Origin of the sequence: Phreatobacter sp., assembly GCF_016793595.1 — a bacterium.
GTDB lineage: Bacteria > Pseudomonadota > Alphaproteobacteria > Rhizobiales > Phreatobacteraceae > Phreatobacter.
The window spans coordinates 1-15444 of sequence record NZ_JAEULY010000029.1; the positions used below are offsets into that span (position 1 = coordinate 1).

The 15444-nt window shown below is 71.3% G+C and carries 17 protein-coding genes and 1 tRNA gene; 1 reads left to right on the forward strand and 17 read right to left on the reverse strand.

The window, feature by feature from the left end:
• The 16 genes from JNK84_RS22290 to JNK84_RS22365 form a co-directional block, all read right to left on the reverse strand.
• A partial coding sequence (locus JNK84_RS22290) for a beta strand repeat-containing protein (protein WP_367272385.1) occupies positions 1-3081 on the reverse strand: 3081 nt, incomplete at its 3' end.
• A 381-nt stretch (positions 3082-3462) separates the two neighbouring features.
• Positions 3463-3538: transfer RNA gene (locus tag JNK84_RS22295), tRNA-Phe, on the reverse strand.
• A 70-nt stretch (positions 3539-3608) separates the two neighbouring features.
• Positions 3609-4442, reverse strand: coding sequence for an aldo/keto reductase (locus JNK84_RS22300; protein ID WP_293428391.1), 834 nt, complete (start codon positions 4440-4442; stop codon positions 3609-3611).
• The gene (yacG, locus tag JNK84_RS22305; protein ID WP_293428393.1) at positions 4439-4633 is read right to left on the reverse strand and encodes a DNA gyrase inhibitor YacG; all 195 of its coding nucleotides are present in this window, start codon (positions 4631-4633) and stop codon (positions 4439-4441) included. The genes JNK84_RS22300 and yacG overlap by 4 nt, the downstream gene beginning before the upstream one ends.
• Positions 4630-5697 carry a ribonuclease E/G gene (locus JNK84_RS22310; RefSeq protein WP_293428395.1) on the reverse strand — a complete coding sequence of 356 codons (1068 nt, stop codon included), beginning with the start codon at positions 5695-5697 and terminating at the stop codon, positions 4630-4632. Before JNK84_RS22310 ends, yacG begins: the two co-directional genes overlap by 4 nt.
• The gene (locus JNK84_RS22315; protein ID WP_293428639.1) at positions 5694-6266 is read right to left on the reverse strand and encodes a Maf family protein; all 573 of its coding nucleotides are present in this window, start codon (positions 6264-6266) and stop codon (positions 5694-5696) included. Before JNK84_RS22315 ends, JNK84_RS22310 begins: the two co-directional genes overlap by 4 nt.
• 123 nt (positions 6267-6389) lie before the next feature.
• Positions 6390-6608 carry a translation initiation factor IF-1 gene (gene infA, locus JNK84_RS22320; protein WP_293428396.1) on the reverse strand — a complete coding sequence of 73 codons (219 nt, stop codon included), beginning with the start codon at positions 6606-6608 and terminating at the stop codon, positions 6390-6392.
• Positions 6609-6723: 115 nt separating this feature from the next.
• The gene (locus JNK84_RS22325; RefSeq protein ID WP_293428398.1) at positions 6724-7170 is read right to left on the reverse strand and encodes an arsenate-mycothiol transferase ArsC; all 447 of its coding nucleotides are present in this window, start codon (positions 7168-7170) and stop codon (positions 6724-6726) included.
• Between the two features lie 13 nt (positions 7171-7183).
• Positions 7184-7678, reverse strand: coding sequence for a UPF0262 family protein (locus JNK84_RS22330; RefSeq protein WP_293428400.1), 495 nt, complete (start codon positions 7676-7678; stop codon positions 7184-7186).
• A complete protein-coding gene (gene hisD, locus JNK84_RS22335; protein WP_293428402.1) occupies positions 7675-8973 on the reverse strand; it encodes a histidinol dehydrogenase in 1299 nt (432 codons plus the stop codon). Before hisD ends, JNK84_RS22330 begins: the two co-directional genes overlap by 4 nt.
• Positions 8963-9640, reverse strand: a complete 678-nt coding sequence (gene hisG, locus JNK84_RS22340) for an ATP phosphoribosyltransferase (protein WP_293428404.1) — start codon at positions 9638-9640, stop codon at positions 8963-8965. The genes hisD and hisG overlap by 11 nt, the downstream gene beginning before the upstream one ends.
• 61 nt (positions 9641-9701) lie before the next feature.
• A complete protein-coding gene (locus JNK84_RS22345) occupies positions 9702-10196 on the reverse strand; it encodes a DUF2948 family protein (protein WP_293428406.1) in 495 nt (164 codons plus the stop codon).
• Positions 10193-11458 carry a UDP-N-acetylglucosamine 1-carboxyvinyltransferase gene (gene murA, locus JNK84_RS22350; RefSeq protein ID WP_293428408.1) on the reverse strand — a complete coding sequence of 422 codons (1266 nt, stop codon included), beginning with the start codon at positions 11456-11458 and terminating at the stop codon, positions 10193-10195. Before murA ends, JNK84_RS22345 begins: the two co-directional genes overlap by 4 nt.
• Positions 11459-11635: 177 nt before the next feature.
• On the reverse strand, positions 11636-12247 hold the full coding sequence (locus JNK84_RS22355; RefSeq protein ID WP_293428410.1) for a DUF924 family protein: 612 nt from the start codon (positions 12245-12247) through the stop codon (positions 11636-11638).
• Complete coding sequence (locus JNK84_RS22360) at positions 12244-13653, reverse strand: PAS domain-containing sensor histidine kinase (RefSeq protein ID WP_293428412.1); 1410 nt, start codon at positions 13651-13653, stop codon at positions 12244-12246. The genes JNK84_RS22355 and JNK84_RS22360 overlap by 4 nt, the downstream gene beginning before the upstream one ends.
• A complete protein-coding gene (locus JNK84_RS22365) occupies positions 13650-13826 on the reverse strand; it encodes a hypothetical protein (RefSeq protein WP_293428414.1) in 177 nt (58 codons plus the stop codon). Before JNK84_RS22365 ends, JNK84_RS22360 begins: the two co-directional genes overlap by 4 nt.
• Before the next feature lie 93 nt (positions 13827-13919).
• Between JNK84_RS22365 and JNK84_RS22370 the strand changes: the two genes are divergently transcribed.
• On the forward strand, positions 13920-14816 hold the full coding sequence (locus JNK84_RS22370; RefSeq protein WP_293428416.1) for a dienelactone hydrolase family protein: 897 nt from the start codon (positions 13920-13922) through the stop codon (positions 14814-14816).
• 6 nt (positions 14817-14822) lie between these two features.
• On the opposite strand, the gene JNK84_RS22375 is transcribed toward JNK84_RS22370, so the two are convergent.
• Positions 14823-15440 (reverse strand): DNA-3-methyladenine glycosylase family protein, encoded by a 618-nt coding sequence (locus JNK84_RS22375; protein WP_293428418.1) that lies wholly within the window; start codon positions 15438-15440, stop codon positions 14823-14825.
• Positions 15441-15444 lie beyond the last annotated feature (4 nt).

Genomic DNA, 15444 nt, shown 5'->3' on the forward strand with positions numbered 1-15444 from the left:
GATCTGGGTCGTCGTCAGGCCCTTCACGACCGTCGTCGTCAAGGCCCCGAACTGGGTCGTCGTCAGCTCGGACAGCGTCGTCGTCGTCAGCGCCGCGATCTGGGTCGAGGTGAACCCGCCGAGCTGGGTCGAGGTCAACTCGCCCACGTCGGTCGTCGTCAGGGCCGCGACCTGCGTGGTCGTCAGGCCCTTCAGCTGCGTCGTCGTCAGCGCCTGCGCCTGCGTCGTGTCGAGCTCGGACAGATTCGTGGTGGTCAACGCGCCGAGCTGCGTCGAGCTCAGCCCGCCGAGCTGCGTCGTCGTCAGCTCGCCGACCTGCGTGCTCGTGAGATTGGCGATCTGCGAGGTCTTCATCCCCGAGATCTGGGTCGACGACATCCCGCTGATCTGCGTCGTCGTCAGCTCCGCCGTCGCCGTCGTCGTCAGCGCGCCGACCTGGGTCGAGGTCAGGCCGCCGACCTGCGTCGACGTCAGCTCGCCCACGTCGGTCGACGTCAGCGCCGCGACCTGCGTCGTCGTCAGCCCCTTGAGCTGCGTCGTCGTCAGCGCCTGCGCCTGCGTCGTGTCGAGCTCGGAGATGTTCGTCGTCGTCAGCGCGCCGAGCTGGGTCGAGCTCAGCCCGCCGAGCTGCGTCGTCGTCAGCTCGCCGACCTGCGTCGAGGTCAGCACGGCGACCTGCGTCGTGGTCAGGCCGCCCAGCTGCGTCGAGGTCAGCTCGCCGATGTCGGTCGTCGTCAGCGCCGCGACCTGCGTCGTGGTCAGGCCCTTGAGCTGCGTCGTCGTCAGCGCCTGCGCCTGCGTCGTGTCGAGCTCGGACAGATTCGTGGTGCTCAGCGAGCCGAGCTGGGTCGAGCTCAGGCCGCCGAGCTGCGTCGTCGTCAGCTCGCCGACCTGTGTCGAGGTCAGGTTGGCGACCTGCGACGTCTTCAGACCCGAGATCTGGGTCGACGACATCGCGCTGATCTGCGTCGTCGTCAGCTCCGCCGTCGCGGTGGTCGTCAGCGCGCCGACCTGCGTCGAGGTCAGCCCACCGACCTGGGTCGAGGTCAGCTCGCCGACGTCCGTCGATGTCAGGGCCGCGACCTGCGTCGTCGTCAGGCCCTTGATCTGCGTCGTCGTCAGCGCCTGCGCCTGGGTCGTATCCAGCTCGGAGATGTTGGTCGTGCTGAACGCTCCGACCTGCGTCGAGGTCAGGCCGCCGAGCTGCGTCGTCGTGAGTTCCGCGACCTGGGTCGAGGTCAGCGCCGCGATCTGCTGCGTCGTGAAGGCGCCGAGCTGGGTCGACGTGAACTCGCCGATGTCCGTCGTGGTCAGCGCCGCGACTTGCGTCGTCGTCAGGCCCTTGACCTGGGTCGTGCTCATCGCGCCGACCTGCGTGGTATCCAGGGCCGAGAGCGCCGTCGTCGTGAGCGCGCCGACCTGGGCCGAAGTCAGGCCGCCGATCTGGGTCGAGGTCAGCTCGCCGATGTCGGTCGAGGTCAGCGACGCGGCCTGGGTCGTCGTCAGGCCCTTGAGCTGCGTCGTCGTCAGCGCACTCGCCTGGGTCGTGTCGAGTTCGGACAGATTGGTCGTGCTCAGCGATCCGAGCTGCGTCGAGGTCAGGCCGCCAAGCTGCGTCGTGGTCAGCTCGCCGACCTGGGTCGAGGTCAGGTTGGCGATCTGCGAGGTCTTCATGCCCGAGACCTGGGTGGAGCTCAGCGCGCTGATCTGCGTCGTCGTGAGCTCGGCCGTGGCCGAGGTCGTCAGGGCGGAAATCTGGGTGGAGGTGAAGCCGCCGATCTGCGTCGAGGTCAACTCGCCGACGTCCGTCGTCGTCAGCGCCGCGACCTGCGTCGTCGTCAGGCCCTTCAGCTGCGTCGTGGTCAGCGACGCGGCCTGCGTCGTGTCGAGCGAGGAGATGTTCGTGGTGGTCAGCGAGGCGAGCTGCGTGGAGCTCATGCCGCCGAGCTGGGTCGTCGTGAGCGCGCCGACCTGCGTCGAGGTCAGAACCGCTACCTGCGTCGTCAGCAGGGCGCCGAGCTGGGTCGAGGTCAGCTCGCCGATATCAGTCGTCGTCAGCGCCGAGACCTGCGTGGTCTTCAGGCCCTTCACCTGCGTCGTCGTCAGCGCTTGCGCCTGCGTCGTGTCGAGTTCGGACAGATTCGTGGTGCTGAGCGCCCCGAGCTGCGTCGAGGTCAGGCCGCCCAGCTGCGTGGTGGTGAGCTCGGCCACCTGCGTCGAGGTGAGGGCGGCGATCTGCGAGGTCTTCAGGCCGGAGATCTGCGTCGAGGACAGAGCGCCGATCTGCGTCGTGGTCAGCTCGGCCGTCGCCGTCGTCGACAGCGCGCCCAACTGCGTCGAAGTCAGGCCGCCGATCTGCGTCGAGGTCAGCTCGCCGACATCCGTCGAGGTGAGGGCCCCGACCTGCGTCGTCGTCAGGCCCTTGAGCTGCGTCGTGGTCAGGGACGACGCTTGCGTCGTGTCGAGCTCGGAGAGGCTGGTGGTTGTGAGCGCACCGACCTGCGTCGAGCTGAGGCCGCCGAGCTGCGTGGTGGTGAGCTCCGCCACCTGCGTCGAGGTCAGCGCCGCGACCTGCGTCGTCGTGAAGGCGCCGAGCTGCGTCGAGCTGAATTCGCCGATGTCCGTGGTCGTCAGCGCCGCGACCTGGGTCGTGGTCAGGCCCTTCACCTGGGTCGTCGTCAGCGCACCGACCTGGGTCGACGTGAGCGTCGAGAGGTTCGTCGTCGTGAGCGAGCCGAGCTGCGACGACGTCAGCGACCCGAGCTGCGTCGTCTCGAGGGTGCCCACCTGGGTCGACGTCAGCGATTGGATCTGCTGGCCGTTCAGCACCGACAATGCGGCACCGCTGAACGACGAGACGGGCGTGAGGCTCGGGATCTGGGTGGTCGTGAGCCCCCGCACCTGCGTGCCGGAGAGGACGCTCACCTGCGTCGAACTCAGGACCCCGATGTTGGTGGTGGTCAGCGCGCCGATCTGGCTCGACGTCAGCGCCGAGACCTGCGTCGTGGTCAGGTCGGCGACCGCGGTCGAGGTCAACGCAGCGATCTGCGCCAGCGAAAGGTAGGAAATCGGGGAGACCATGGCACTTCCTCTTCTTCACGCCGGACGCTGCGGCTTTCCGCGGGGCACCCCTCGCGATCGCCTGCCGGGACCCGGCATGTGTCGCAAGCGGTTCGCTCCGGCGCCGCGCATCGGTCACGCGTCGTCGAAACGGTCCGGCCACCCCAGAGGGAGGGCCTGACGGTAAAAGTGTCGTCGTGATCCATAAAAATCGGATTAATTCCCCAGAGATAATCCGTCGAATTCCGGCCACCGGCGGGAAACCAATGAACGGAAATCATGGGGGAAACGGCCGCAGGCCGGCGGCAGCGGCGGGCGAGCGCGGATCGGCCGGAGCCGGGACGCCGGTCGCCCGGCTCAGGCGAGCGCGGGTCTACGAATGTCGGGTGTCGAGCGGGAAAGTGGTGCCCAGGGCCGGAATTGAACCAGCGACACTGCGATTTTCAGTCGCATGCTCTACCAACTGAGCTACCTGGGCACACGGGCTCGGTCGAGCGGAGGGCGGCTTATAGACAATGCGCCCGAGGCTGTCCAGGCGCGGCGACCGCTCACAACACGGCCAACGGGGTCGGTCCGGTCGGCGGCGGAAAGGCGGCATCGAGATCGCGAAGGTCCTCCGGCGACAGCTCGAGATCGGCGGCCTTGCGATTTTCGCGCACATGGCTCGGATTGCCGGCCTTCGGGATCGCGATCACCCCGTCCCGCTGGAGCAACCACGCCAGCGCCGCCTGAGCCGGCGTGATTCCGTGCCGGGCGGCGACCCGGGCGAGCCCGCGATTCCCGAGGATCTCGCCCTGCCCGAGCGGCGTATACGCCATCAGCGGAAGGGAATGCTTGCGGCACCAGGGAAGCAGGTCCCATTCGATGCCGCGCTCCGACAGATTGTAGAGGACCTGGTTGGTCACCAGGCCGGCGCCGCCCGGCCGCGACCACACCCGCTGCAGCCCGCGGGCATCGAAATTGCTGATCCCGTAGTCGAGGATCTTCCCCTCGTCCTTCAGCCGCATGAAGGTCTCGAGCGTTTCGTCGATCGGCACCGACCCCGGCCAGTGCAGAAGGTACAGGTCCACGCGATCGGTGCGCAGGCGCTTCAGGCTCCGGGCGCAAGCGGCGACCATGCGCTCGCGCGAGGCGTTGTGCGGATAGACCTTGCTGACCAGGAAGACCTGGTCGCGCCGTCCCACGATCGCCTCGCCGACGAGTTCCTCGACCGCACCTTCGCCGTACATCTCGGCGGTGTCGACCAGGGTCATGCCGAGGTCGACGCCGAGTTGCAGCGCCGTGATCGCCTGCTGGCGCCCGGCGCCGTTCTCGGCCATCTGCCAGGTCCCCTGCCCCAGCGCGGGAACCTGCTTGTGCGACGGCAAAACGACCGACTTCATCCTTGGTCCTCCTCGCGGGCGCGATCCTCGTCCTCGGGCGGCTCTCCCGGCGACGCCGGAATGCGATAGGCGCCGACCAGCCAGCGTCGCAGATCCTCGTCCTTGCAGCGCACCGAGCAGAAGGGCCGGAACGCCGCCTGGGCGGGCTTCGCGCAGATCGGGCAGACCGCCCGGGTCGAACGGCGGCTCATTCCGCCACCTCTTCGCTGCGGCGCAACTCGAACAGCCCGCCGCGCGTCCACCCCAGCAGGTCGACATGGCGCCGGTCCAGTGCCACCGCGGCCTCGATCTCGCGCTCGAGACGGCGCTGCTGGGCCGCCGGCCCGCGCAGGAAATCCACGAGCACCGTGCCCAGCGCATCACGCAACCGCAACTGGCGCGCGATCACCGGCACCGCGCGGAGATTGACGCTGGCCGCGTCGCCACCGCTGCTGTCGATGTCGACCGCGAGCAGCGCGCGGGTCCGCTCGAGGGCGATCGACCCGCCGAGGGGCAGATCGACGACCACGGCTTCCGCGGCGGACAGTGCCTCGCCGACGCCCGCCTGGTCGAACAGGTCGCCGCCTTCGGCCAGGGTCGCGACGACGCCGAAGGCGGCGAACTCGCGCACGAGGTGCCGCTCCGCCACCAGCAGCCGTGCCGGCTCGGCGCGCAGCAGCGGCAAGGCCGCCCGCCAGGCCGGTGGATCCGCGTAGAGGAAGCTCGGCACGGCCGCGCCGGCGACGCGCGCGTCGACCGCCCGCCAGAGTCGCGACAGGCGGTCGAGCTCGGCCACCACCGCGTCCTCCGGCGCACGCGCCGCCGCCGATCGGATCGTGAGGCCGCAGCCCGCCGGGGCGCGCTCGTGGAGGGCCGTCGCCATCGCACGGGAAGCGAGCGCGCGCTGGGCGCGGCGCGCGACGCGCAGAGCGCGGCCGCCCGGGTTCAGCACGACGAGCTGGCCGGGAAGCGAGAGCCGGCGGCGCACGCGGACGGGCTTGCCGTCGCGCGCCGGCGCCGCGACCTGGACCAGCAGCCGCTCGCCTGGGGTCGGAACCTCGCGGCCGGTCTCCAGCGACGCCGGCACATCGCCCTCGAGCATCACGAAGGTCAGGCCGAGATCGGCGCGGCTCTGGTCGACGCGGGCCACGTGCAGCGCGCCGGCGGCGGTCGCGCCGAGTGCCGGCGCCAGCACGACGTCCTCCACCTCGCCGTCCTCGACGAGGGCCGCGGCGTAGCCGTCGGCCCAGCGCTGGACGAGCAGCTCGCGCGTCACGCGCAGAGGCCGCGCAGCATCTGGGCGACCACATGGAGATCGAGGCCGACGACGTTGCTGTACGAGCCGCCGATGAACGGGATGAACGCGGCCGCCCGACCTTGGATCGCGTAGCCGCCGGCCTTGCCGCGCCACTCGCCGCTCGCGAGATAGGCGTCGAGCTCGACGGCGTCGAGGCGCTTGAAGGTCACGATCGTCGTCGACACGCGGGCCACCTGCCGGCCGCCCGGCGCCCGGATGCAGATCGCGCCGAGCACGCGGTGGCGACGGCCCGACAGCAGCTCGAGGCAGCGCCGCGCCGTCGCCGGATCCTCGGCCTTCGGCAGGATGCGCCGGCCGCAGGCGACGACGGTGTCGGCGGCGAGCACGAGCGCGGCAGGATGTCGGACGGCCACGACCGCCGCCTTGGCGGCCGCGAGGCGCTGGGCGTGGGGACGCGGGAGCTCGCGCGGCAGCGGCGTCTCGTCGATCTCGGCGGGATCCACGGCGGCGGGAACGATCCCCACCTGCGCCAGGAGATCCAACCGCCGCGGCGATGCCGAGGCGAGAACCAGCTGCGGTGCCGACATCGACGCCGACGCGTCGACCGCGCGGTCCGTCACCGGATGCCGCCGATGGCGCGAGCGCCGCTCATCGCCGAACCAGACGCGGCGTTGCGGCGACGCGGGCGGACGCGTGGCGCGAGCCGGTCGTCACTTGAACCGGAATGTGATGCGGCCCTTGGACAGGTCGTAGGGCGTCATCTCGACATTGACGCGATCACCGGCCAGTACGCGGATCCGGTTCTTGCGCATCTTGCCCGAGGTGATGGCGAGGAGCTCATGGCCGTTGTCGAGTTTCACACGGAACATCGCATTGGGAAGCAGCTCGGTGACGACGCCAGCGAACTCGATCAAGTCTTCCTTCGGCATTGGCTCTCCATCGACGCACGGCAGGGCCGGACCAACGCCGCGACGTTGGGTCAGCGCGCCGCACGCGGTCAAGAGGGAAGCGCCGCTGAAGGCGGCTGCGCGACGTTGGCGGCCGTCAAAGCTCCGGCACAGGTGGCACCGGAAAGCGCTGTCGGATGCGGCGCAGCAATTGATCGCGCACCTCGCGATAGGCCGCGAGCGTCGCTTCGCGGCTGCCCTCGACCCAGGTCGGGTCGAGCGTCGCCCAGTACTCGACCTCGCAGGCCATGGTGCGCGTCATCTCGACGGCCTTGTGTTGCGCCTCCGGCGACAGCGTGACGACCACGTCGAACGACGTGTCCGCGAGGTCGTCGAAGGTCTTGCCGCGATGGCGCGACAGGTCGATTCCGAGCTCCTGCATCACCGTGGCCACGAAGGGATCTGGATCGCCGGCCCGCACGCCGACCGAGGCGACGTAGATCCGCCGGCCGTGGACATGGCGGAACAACGCCTCGGCCATCGGCGACCGGATCGCATTGTAGGTGCAGGCGAACAGCACGCTGCCCGGGAGCGAGGCCGGCATCGTCCCTCCCCGGTCAGGTGCCGTCGCCCCGGGTCGGGCGAATATGAAGTACGCAGATCAACGTGAACAGCCGCCGGGCCGTCTCGAAATCGACCTCCACCCGGTCCGCCAGCCGCGCCTGCAGCGCGTTCGACCCCTCGTTGTGGAGCGCACGGCGGCCCATGTCGATCGCCTCGATGCGGCTCGGGCTCGCGTGCTTGATGGCGTCGTAATAGGTCTCGCAGACCATGAAGTAGTCGCGGACGATCCGGCGGAACGGCAGCAGGGGCAGCTGCAGCCGGTCGACCTCGCTGCCGTCCGCTCGTGCGATGTCCAGCACGAGCCGGTTGTCCGCGATCGACAGCAGAAGCTTGTAGGGACCGCCGCGGTCGCCGACCGGGACGAAGCGGTTGTCGTCGAGCAGGTCGACGATCGCGACCGCGCGCTCCTGCTCGATGTCCGGGCTGCGGCGGACGACCGTCCGCTCGTCGAGCTCGATATGGACGATGCGGAAGTCGCCGTCCGTCATCGCCGCGCGGCGCGACGCACCGCGATCGAACGCGCATGCGCGTCGAGCCCCTCGGCACGCGCCAGGGCGACGGCCGCGGGCGCGAGGGCATCGAGGCCCGCGGAATCGGCGCCGATCAGGGTCGTGCGCTTCATGAAGTCGAGGACGCCCAGGCCGGAGGCGAAGCGCGCCGTTCGCGACGTCGGCAGGACGTGGCTCGGCCCCGCGACGTAGTCGCCCAGCGCCTCCGGCGTGTGCCGGCCGAGGAAGATCGCCCCGGCGTGCCGGATCCTGCCTGCCAGCCTGTCCGGCTCGGCCACCGCCAGTTGCAGATGCTCCGGGGCGAGCCGATCGACGAGCGCGGGCGCATCGGCGAGGCGCCGCACGACGATGACGGCACCGTGGTCGCGCCACGACGCGGCGGCGATCGCCTTGCGCTTGAGCTTCCCGATCAGCGCATCGACCGCCGCCCCGACCCGTGCGGCGAAGCGCGCGTCGTCCGTGATCAGGATCGATTGGGCGACCGGATCATGCTCGGCCTGCGCCATCAGGTCGGCGGCGATCCAGTCGGGATCGTTCGCGGCATCGGCGACGACGACGACCTCCGAGGGGCCGGCGATCGAATCGATGCCCACGGTGCCGAAGACCAGCCGTTTGGCCGCGGCGACATAGGCGTTGCCCGGGCCGACGATCTTGTCGACGGCCTTGATCGTCGCCGTGCCGAAGGCGAGCGCGGCCACCGCCTGGGCGCCGCCGACGCGATAGATCTCGGTGACGCCGGCGATCCGCGCGGCCGCCAGGACCAGCGGATTGAGCACCCCGGACGGCGTCGGCACGACCATGACCAGGCGCTCGACGCCGGCCACCCGCGCCGGGACGGCGTTCATCAGCACCGACGAGGGATAGGCCGCGCGTCCGCCGGGCACGTAGAGGCCGACGGAATCGACGGCGGTCCAGCGCCAGCCCAGGCGCAAACCGAGCCCGTCGGTCCATCCGACATCGCCGGGCAGCTGGCGGCGGTGGAACGCGTCAATGCGCTGCGCCGCCGTCTGGAGCGCCCGCCGGGCGGCAGCCGGAGTCTTGCGCCACGCGGCATCGATCTCCCGCGATCCGATCGCCAGCCGGTCGGCCGTGACCTCGAGCTTGTCGAAACGCGCCGTGTAGTCGAGCAGCGCCTGGTCGCGACGGCGACGCACGTCCTCCACGATCGCCGCGGCGACGGAATCGACCTGCTCGACCGTCTCGCGCGCCGAGGCGACGAGGCGGTTGAACCCAGCGGCGAAGCCCGGCGTGCCGGCGATCAGCTCAAGCGGCACGGGCCACCTCCTCCAGTCGTCCGATCCAGGGCGCGATCCGCGCGTGACGTGTCTTGAAGGCGGCCCGGTTGACGATCAGCCGCGACGTGATGTCGGCGATGCGCTCGATCTCGACCAGTCCGTTGGCGCGCATCGTGGCGCCGGTCGAGACGAGGTCGACGATGCGCGGGCACAGCCCGAGCGCCGGGGCCAGCTCGATGCCGCCGGACAGCTTGATGCACTCCGCCTGCACGCCGCGCGCGGCGAAATGGCGCCGCGTGATCCGCGGGTACTTCGTCGCCACGACGACGTGGCTCCAGCGCGACGGATCGTCGCGCCCGACGAGCTCGGCCGGCGCGGCGACGGCGATGTGGCACTTGCCGATGCCGAGATCGAGCGGGGCGTAGATCTCGTCGTAGTCGAACTCCATCAGCACGTCGTTGCCCGCGATGCCGATATGCGCCGCACCGAAGGCGACATAGGTCGCGACGTCGAAGCTGCGGGTGCGCACGATGTCGAGATCGGGGACGTTCGTCGCGAAGCGCAGCTGGCGTGCGGCGGGATCGCCGAAAGCGGGCTCGGGCTCGATCCCGGTGCGGGCCAGCAGCGGCAGCACCTCTTTCAGGATGCGGCCCTGCGGCAGGGCGAGAACGAGCTTGTCGTTCGCGGGCGTGGCGGTCGCTGGCACGGATCGAACTCGGGCGGGCTGGACGGGACGACGCGCCGACTGACCGGCGCGGGCGGCGGGCTTATAGCGTGTCGCCCGCCGGATGTCGCGGCCGCCACTGGGTCTGCCAGGGCTCGCCGATGTCGCTCAGATGGCACCAGATCCGCGCCCCTTCGAGGCGGATCGCCGCCTCGCCGGAGAAGGCGAGGACGACCGCCCCCTCCTCGAACCGCAGTGCCAGCAGCTCGAGCACCCGGCCGCGGTCCCGGAGGTCGATGCCGCGCCGGCGCACATGCTCCACGCCCTCGAAGCAGACCCCGCAATTGACCCGCTCGTAGGTGGCGCAGCCCGCCGCGAACGCGACATCGGCGACCGGCTCGACCGGCGGATCGACGACCGGCATGTCCGCGCTCTCGCGGCAGTTCTCCCAGCGGAAACGGTTCGCGACGAAGACGAAGCGCTTCTCCTCCGGCAGGAACTGGATCTCGGCCATCGGCACGATCGCATCCTGAAGGCAAGCCGAGACGACGCCGAGATCGTCGGCGTCGTTCGCTCGCAGCTTCAGGGGTCCGCTCATGCCGCTTCCTTCAGCCTCTCGATGTCCGCCCCGCAGGCGGCCAGCTTGGCCTCGACCCGCTCGTAGCCGCGATCGAGGTGATAGACGCGATTGACCACGGTCTCGCCCTCGGCCGCAAGCCCGGCGATGACGAGGCTGACGGAGGCGCGCAGGTCCGTGGCCATGACCGGGGCGCCGGTCAGGCGGCGCACGCCGCGGACCATGGCCGAAGCGCCATGGAGATTGATGTTGGCACCCATCCGACGCAGCTCCGGCACGTGCATGAACCGGTTCTCGAAAATCGTCTCCGTGACCATCGAGGCGCCTTCGGCGGTCGTGAGCAGCGACATCATCTGGGCCTGGAGGTCGGTCGGGAAGCCCGGATAGGGCTCGGTCATGACGTCCACGCCGACGAGTGGCGCATTGGTCCGCTGGACCCGGATCCCGCGCGCCGTCGGCTCGATCGAAACCCCCGCACCGCGCAGCGACACCACCGCAGCGTCGAGCAGGTCGAGGCGCGTCCCGGTCAGCTCGATGTCGCCGCCGGTGATCGCGGCGGCCATCGCATAGGTCCCGGTCTCGATGCGGTCCGGCAGGATCGAATGCGTCGCGGGCGCGAGGCGGTCGACGCCGCGGACGACCAGCCGGTCCGTGCCGATGCCCTCGATCTGGGCCCCCATGGCGACGAGGCAGTTGGCAAGGTCCTGGACCTCGGGCTCGCGCGCCGCGTTCTTCAGCACCGTCTCGCCGCGGGCCAGCGAGGCCGCCATCAGCAGGTTCTCGGTGGCGCCGACCGAGACGAACGGGAAGATGATCTCGGCGCCTCGCAGCCCCTCGGGCGCCCGCGCCTCGACGTAACCCTCGCTGAGCTCGATCTCGGCCCCCATGGCCTGGAGGCCCTTGAGATGGAGGTCGATCGGGCGGGCGCCGATCGCGCAGCCGCCCGGCAGCGACACGCGGGCGCGGCGCTCGCGCGCCACCAGCGGTCCGAGCACCAGCACCGAGGCGCGCATCTTGCGCACCAGGTCGTACGGAGCGGTGGTGCTGACGATACGGCTCGCCGTCAGCCGCGCCACGCGGCCGTCCACCGAGACATGGACGCCGAGCTGCTCGAGCAGCGTGCCCAGGGTCTGGATATCCGCGAGATGCGGGAGATTGGTGAGGGTCAGCGTCCCGTCGATGAGGATGCTTGCCGCCATCAGCGGCAACGCCGCGTTCTTGGCGCCGCCCACGGCGATCGTGCCGTTGAGCGCGCGGCCGCCGCGGATTCTGATCTTGTCCATGCCCGTCCAGTGGTTCGGGTTGCGAGGAACGCCAGCAGAGCGCAGGACTGCGGCAGCCATGAGGCCGAATCGCGAGGGGCTCCGCGCCGGCCTCCTTCTAGCGCCACGGCCCGCTTCGGCTCAATCGATGGTCGAAGGCATCGCGTTGCGACGGGCCGCGCCGCGGCCGAGGCGCGCTCAGAACGACGACATCGGCTCGCGCAGGAAGGCCGCTTCCTCGGGGGTCGTCGCCCGTCCCAGCGCGGCATTGCGGTGGGGAAAGCGGCCGAAGCGCGCGACGATCTCGTGGTGGCGTCGCGCATAGGCCACGATCATGTCCCGCAATCCCCGGGGCATCGCCGGCGGCGCCTCGATCATCGCCTCGAACAGCGCCACGGACCGCTCCTGGTCGGCCAGGTCCTCGCTGTGCTCCAGCGGCAGCAGCATGAAGACGCGCTCTACCGGACCCAGGAGCCGGTCGTCGCCGCGCGCGAGCATCCTGCCGGTGACTGCGCGGGCCGCCGGATCGCTCGCGAACGCCGTGGCCTGGCCGCGACAGAGATTGCGCGGCAGCTGGTCGAGGAGCAGCAGCAGCGCGATCGCCCCGGCCGGGGTGGCCGCCCAGTCGTCGAGCGCGCCGGTACGTGCCAGCGCCACGTCCGCGGCGAAGCGCGACCGCAACTCCGCATCGAAGGCGGCGGAGCGGCGGAACCACAAGCCGCGGAAGCGCGTCGGCACGTCCCCGGCGAACCAGAACCGCCGCAGGGCCCGCGCGCGCGCCGGCAGCGCGGCATCGATCGCACCGCTCACGACGGCACCGCCTCCTGGCCCTCGCGCCGCGGCAACGCGCGGGCCAGGACCCGGCTCGCCGGCAGGACGACGGTCGCCGTCGTCCCCTCGTCGAGCTTGCTCGCGATGTCGAGCCGGCCGCCGTGAAGCTCGATCAGGTGGCGCACGATCGCCAGCCCAAGGCCGGAGCCGTCGCCGCGCGTCCGCCCCGCCTGGAGCTGGACGAAGGGCGCAGTGAGCCTCGGGATGTCCGGTGCCGCGATGCCGATGCCGAAGTCGCGAACGCCGATGCGAAGGGCGCCGCCCTCCTCCGGCACGAAGGCGGTGTCGATCACCACCCGCCCCGCCGGACGCGAGAACTTGATGGCGTTGCCGAGCAGATTGACCAGGATCTGCCGGATGGCGCGCGGATCGGCGCGCAGCCGCGGCCACGCCTCGAGCTTGAGCTCGATGCCGTGCTGACCGGCCTCCGCCTGGAGCCGCACCAGCGCGACCGCCTCGGCGATGGTCGTCTCGAGGTCGAACTCGCTCTCCTCCAGGATCTGCTGGCCGGATTCCAGCCGCGCCATGCCGAGGATGTCGCCGACCAGCGCCAGCATGTGCTGCCCCGCCGTGCTGATGTCGCGCGCATAGGTCAGGTAGCGCTGCGAGCCCATCGGACCGAGCACCTCGCGGCTCATGACCTCCGCGAAGCCGACGACGGCATTGAGCGGCGAGCGCAGCTCGTGGCTCATGGTCGCGATGTAGGCGGTCTTCGCGGCGCTCGCCTCCTCGGCCTCGCGGCGGGCCTTTCGCAGCGACTCCTCGCGCGCGAACACGGCGCTGACGTCGCGCACGACGCCGGCATAGCCGACGAGCTTGCCGCCCGGCTTCGTGCGCGGCGCGCCCGAGATCGCGAAATAGCGCATGCCCTCGACGCCGTCGTCGCGCGCGACGATCACGTCGCGAAAGACCTCGTGGCGCGCGCAGCGCGAGGCGATGTCGTCGAGCCCCGATTGCGAGGCGGTCCCGAGACGCAGTTCGGCCCAGGTCCGGCCGCGGTCGCCGTCGACGATCAGTGGGCGGCCGCCGGTTGCCCCGGGCGGCGCAACGACGAGGCGCGAGAAGCGCAGCTTGTGGTCCAGCTCCCACGCCGTCTCGGCCCCGACCACATGCGGGTCCGGCACCGGGCCCGCGGCCACGGTGCCCGAGCGCAGGCCGCGCAGGGCGAAACCGATCACCGAGCCGCCCACCGCCGCAAGCCCGAGGGCTGCGAAGAGGATCGTGGGCGCATCGCGCTTGAAGTCGCCGACGACGGCGAGCGCAGGCGTCGTGGCCGTCGCCGACCCGACAAGCGCGGCGATCGCGGCGACGACCTCGCCGATGGCCGGCCGGCGGCCCCGGTACCGATCGAGGGCGACGCGCCACCGGCTCGCCGACCTCGTCATGTACCGTCCTCGTCGGTCGGCGGCTCGGCCGCCCGCGCGCGTGCCTGATCCTTGCGACGATGCAGATTGGCGCGCAGCGCGGCGGCGAGGCGCTCGCGTCGGCGTTGCGCGGCCGCCGCGCCGGCGTCGTTCGTCTCGGGTTGCTCGGGCTCGCGACGCGGCCGCTCGGTCATGGTTATTTTTATCGCAGCTACCTCGACCGTGTCGTGGCCGTCCTTGGCATCTTGAGGTAGCGCTGAGGTCATCGCCGCAAGCCCAAGGCCGCCATGCGTTCGCGCCCGCTCCGTCGTCCGTCGCTCGTGCCCGCCGTCGCGCTGCTGCTCGTCGCGCTGGCCGGCCTCGTGCCCGCCGCCGCCGAGCAGACCATCCGCTTCGCCGGTCATCCGCTCGACGCCGAAACGCTGGACCAAGGTGCTTTGACCGCGGCCCTGTGGCTCCCGGCCGGCGCCGGGCCGCATCCGGCGATCGTGATGATGCATGGCTGCGGCGGCCTGCGGCGGCGCGACGGCGCGCTGACCGCCCGGCATCGCGACTGGGCCGAGCGCTTCGTCGGCCTCGGCCATGTCGTGCTCCATGTCGACAGCTTCACGCCGCGCGGCCTGTCGTCGATCTGCGAACAGACGCGGCGCAGCATCGAGCCGGAGCGCGAGCGCGCACGCGACGCCTACGCGGCGCTCGCCTATCTCCAGTCGCGGCCCGACGTGCGGCCCGACGCGGTGAGCCTGCTGGGCTGGTCGCATGGCGGCGCGTCGGCGCTCAACGCGGTCGGCACCGACGCTCCGGCGCGGCCAACGGGGCTGGCGCGGGACTTCGCCGCCGCGATCGCCTTCTATCCGGGCTGCCGTGCGGTCGCCGAGCGGCGGCAGGGCTGGACCACCGGCATTCCGCTCCTGATCCTGGTCGGCGATGCGGACGACTGGACGCCCGTCGCGCCCTGCCGGACGCTGGTGGACCGCGCGGCGTCGTACGGCGCGCCGGTCGCGCTGGTCGTCTATCCCGGCGCCGTCCATGACTTCGACGCGCCCGACATGGCGTTGCACGTGCGCCGGAATGTCGGCTCGACGCGCTCGGGCACGGCCACGCTCGGCACCGATCCGGCTGCGCGCGACGACGCGATCCGGCGCGTCCGGGACTTCGTCACGGCGCGGACCCCGCCGCCCTGACCCGTGTCAGCCCAGCGGCGGGTTGGCGTAGAGATGCCAGAGGAAATGGGCGCCGGCGCCGCGATGCGGCCGCCACGGCTCGACCAGCCGGCGCAGCCGCTCCGACGACGGCCGCTGGCGCAGTCCCTTCAAGCGCTGGTACGCGACCTGCAGCGCCAGGTCGCCGGCCGGAAAGATGTCGGCGCGCCGCATCGCGAACAGCAGATAGACCTCCGCGCTCCAGGTGCCGATACCCTTGAGCGCGACGAGCTCGGCGATCGCCGCCTCGTCGCGCAGCCGCGCGAGCCGATCGAAATCGAAGGCGCCGTCGGCCACGCGTCGCGCGAGATCGAGAGCATAGGCGGCCTTCTGGCGCGAGAACCCGAGGCCGCGAAGCTCCTCGGCCGACAGCACCGCGATCCGGGGCGCGGCGACCGCCCCGTCCAGCGCCGTCTCCAACCGCGCCCACATCGACGCCGCCGCTTTGGTCGACACCTGCTGGCCCACGATGATCCGCAGCAGCGCGGCGAATCCCGGCGGCCGCGTCCGGTCGGGCGGCACGCCGATCCGCTCGTATTCCGCCGCGATATGGGGATCGCGGTCGGCGAGCGCGCGCAGGTCGTCGGCCAGGCGCAGGCGAGGCATGGCG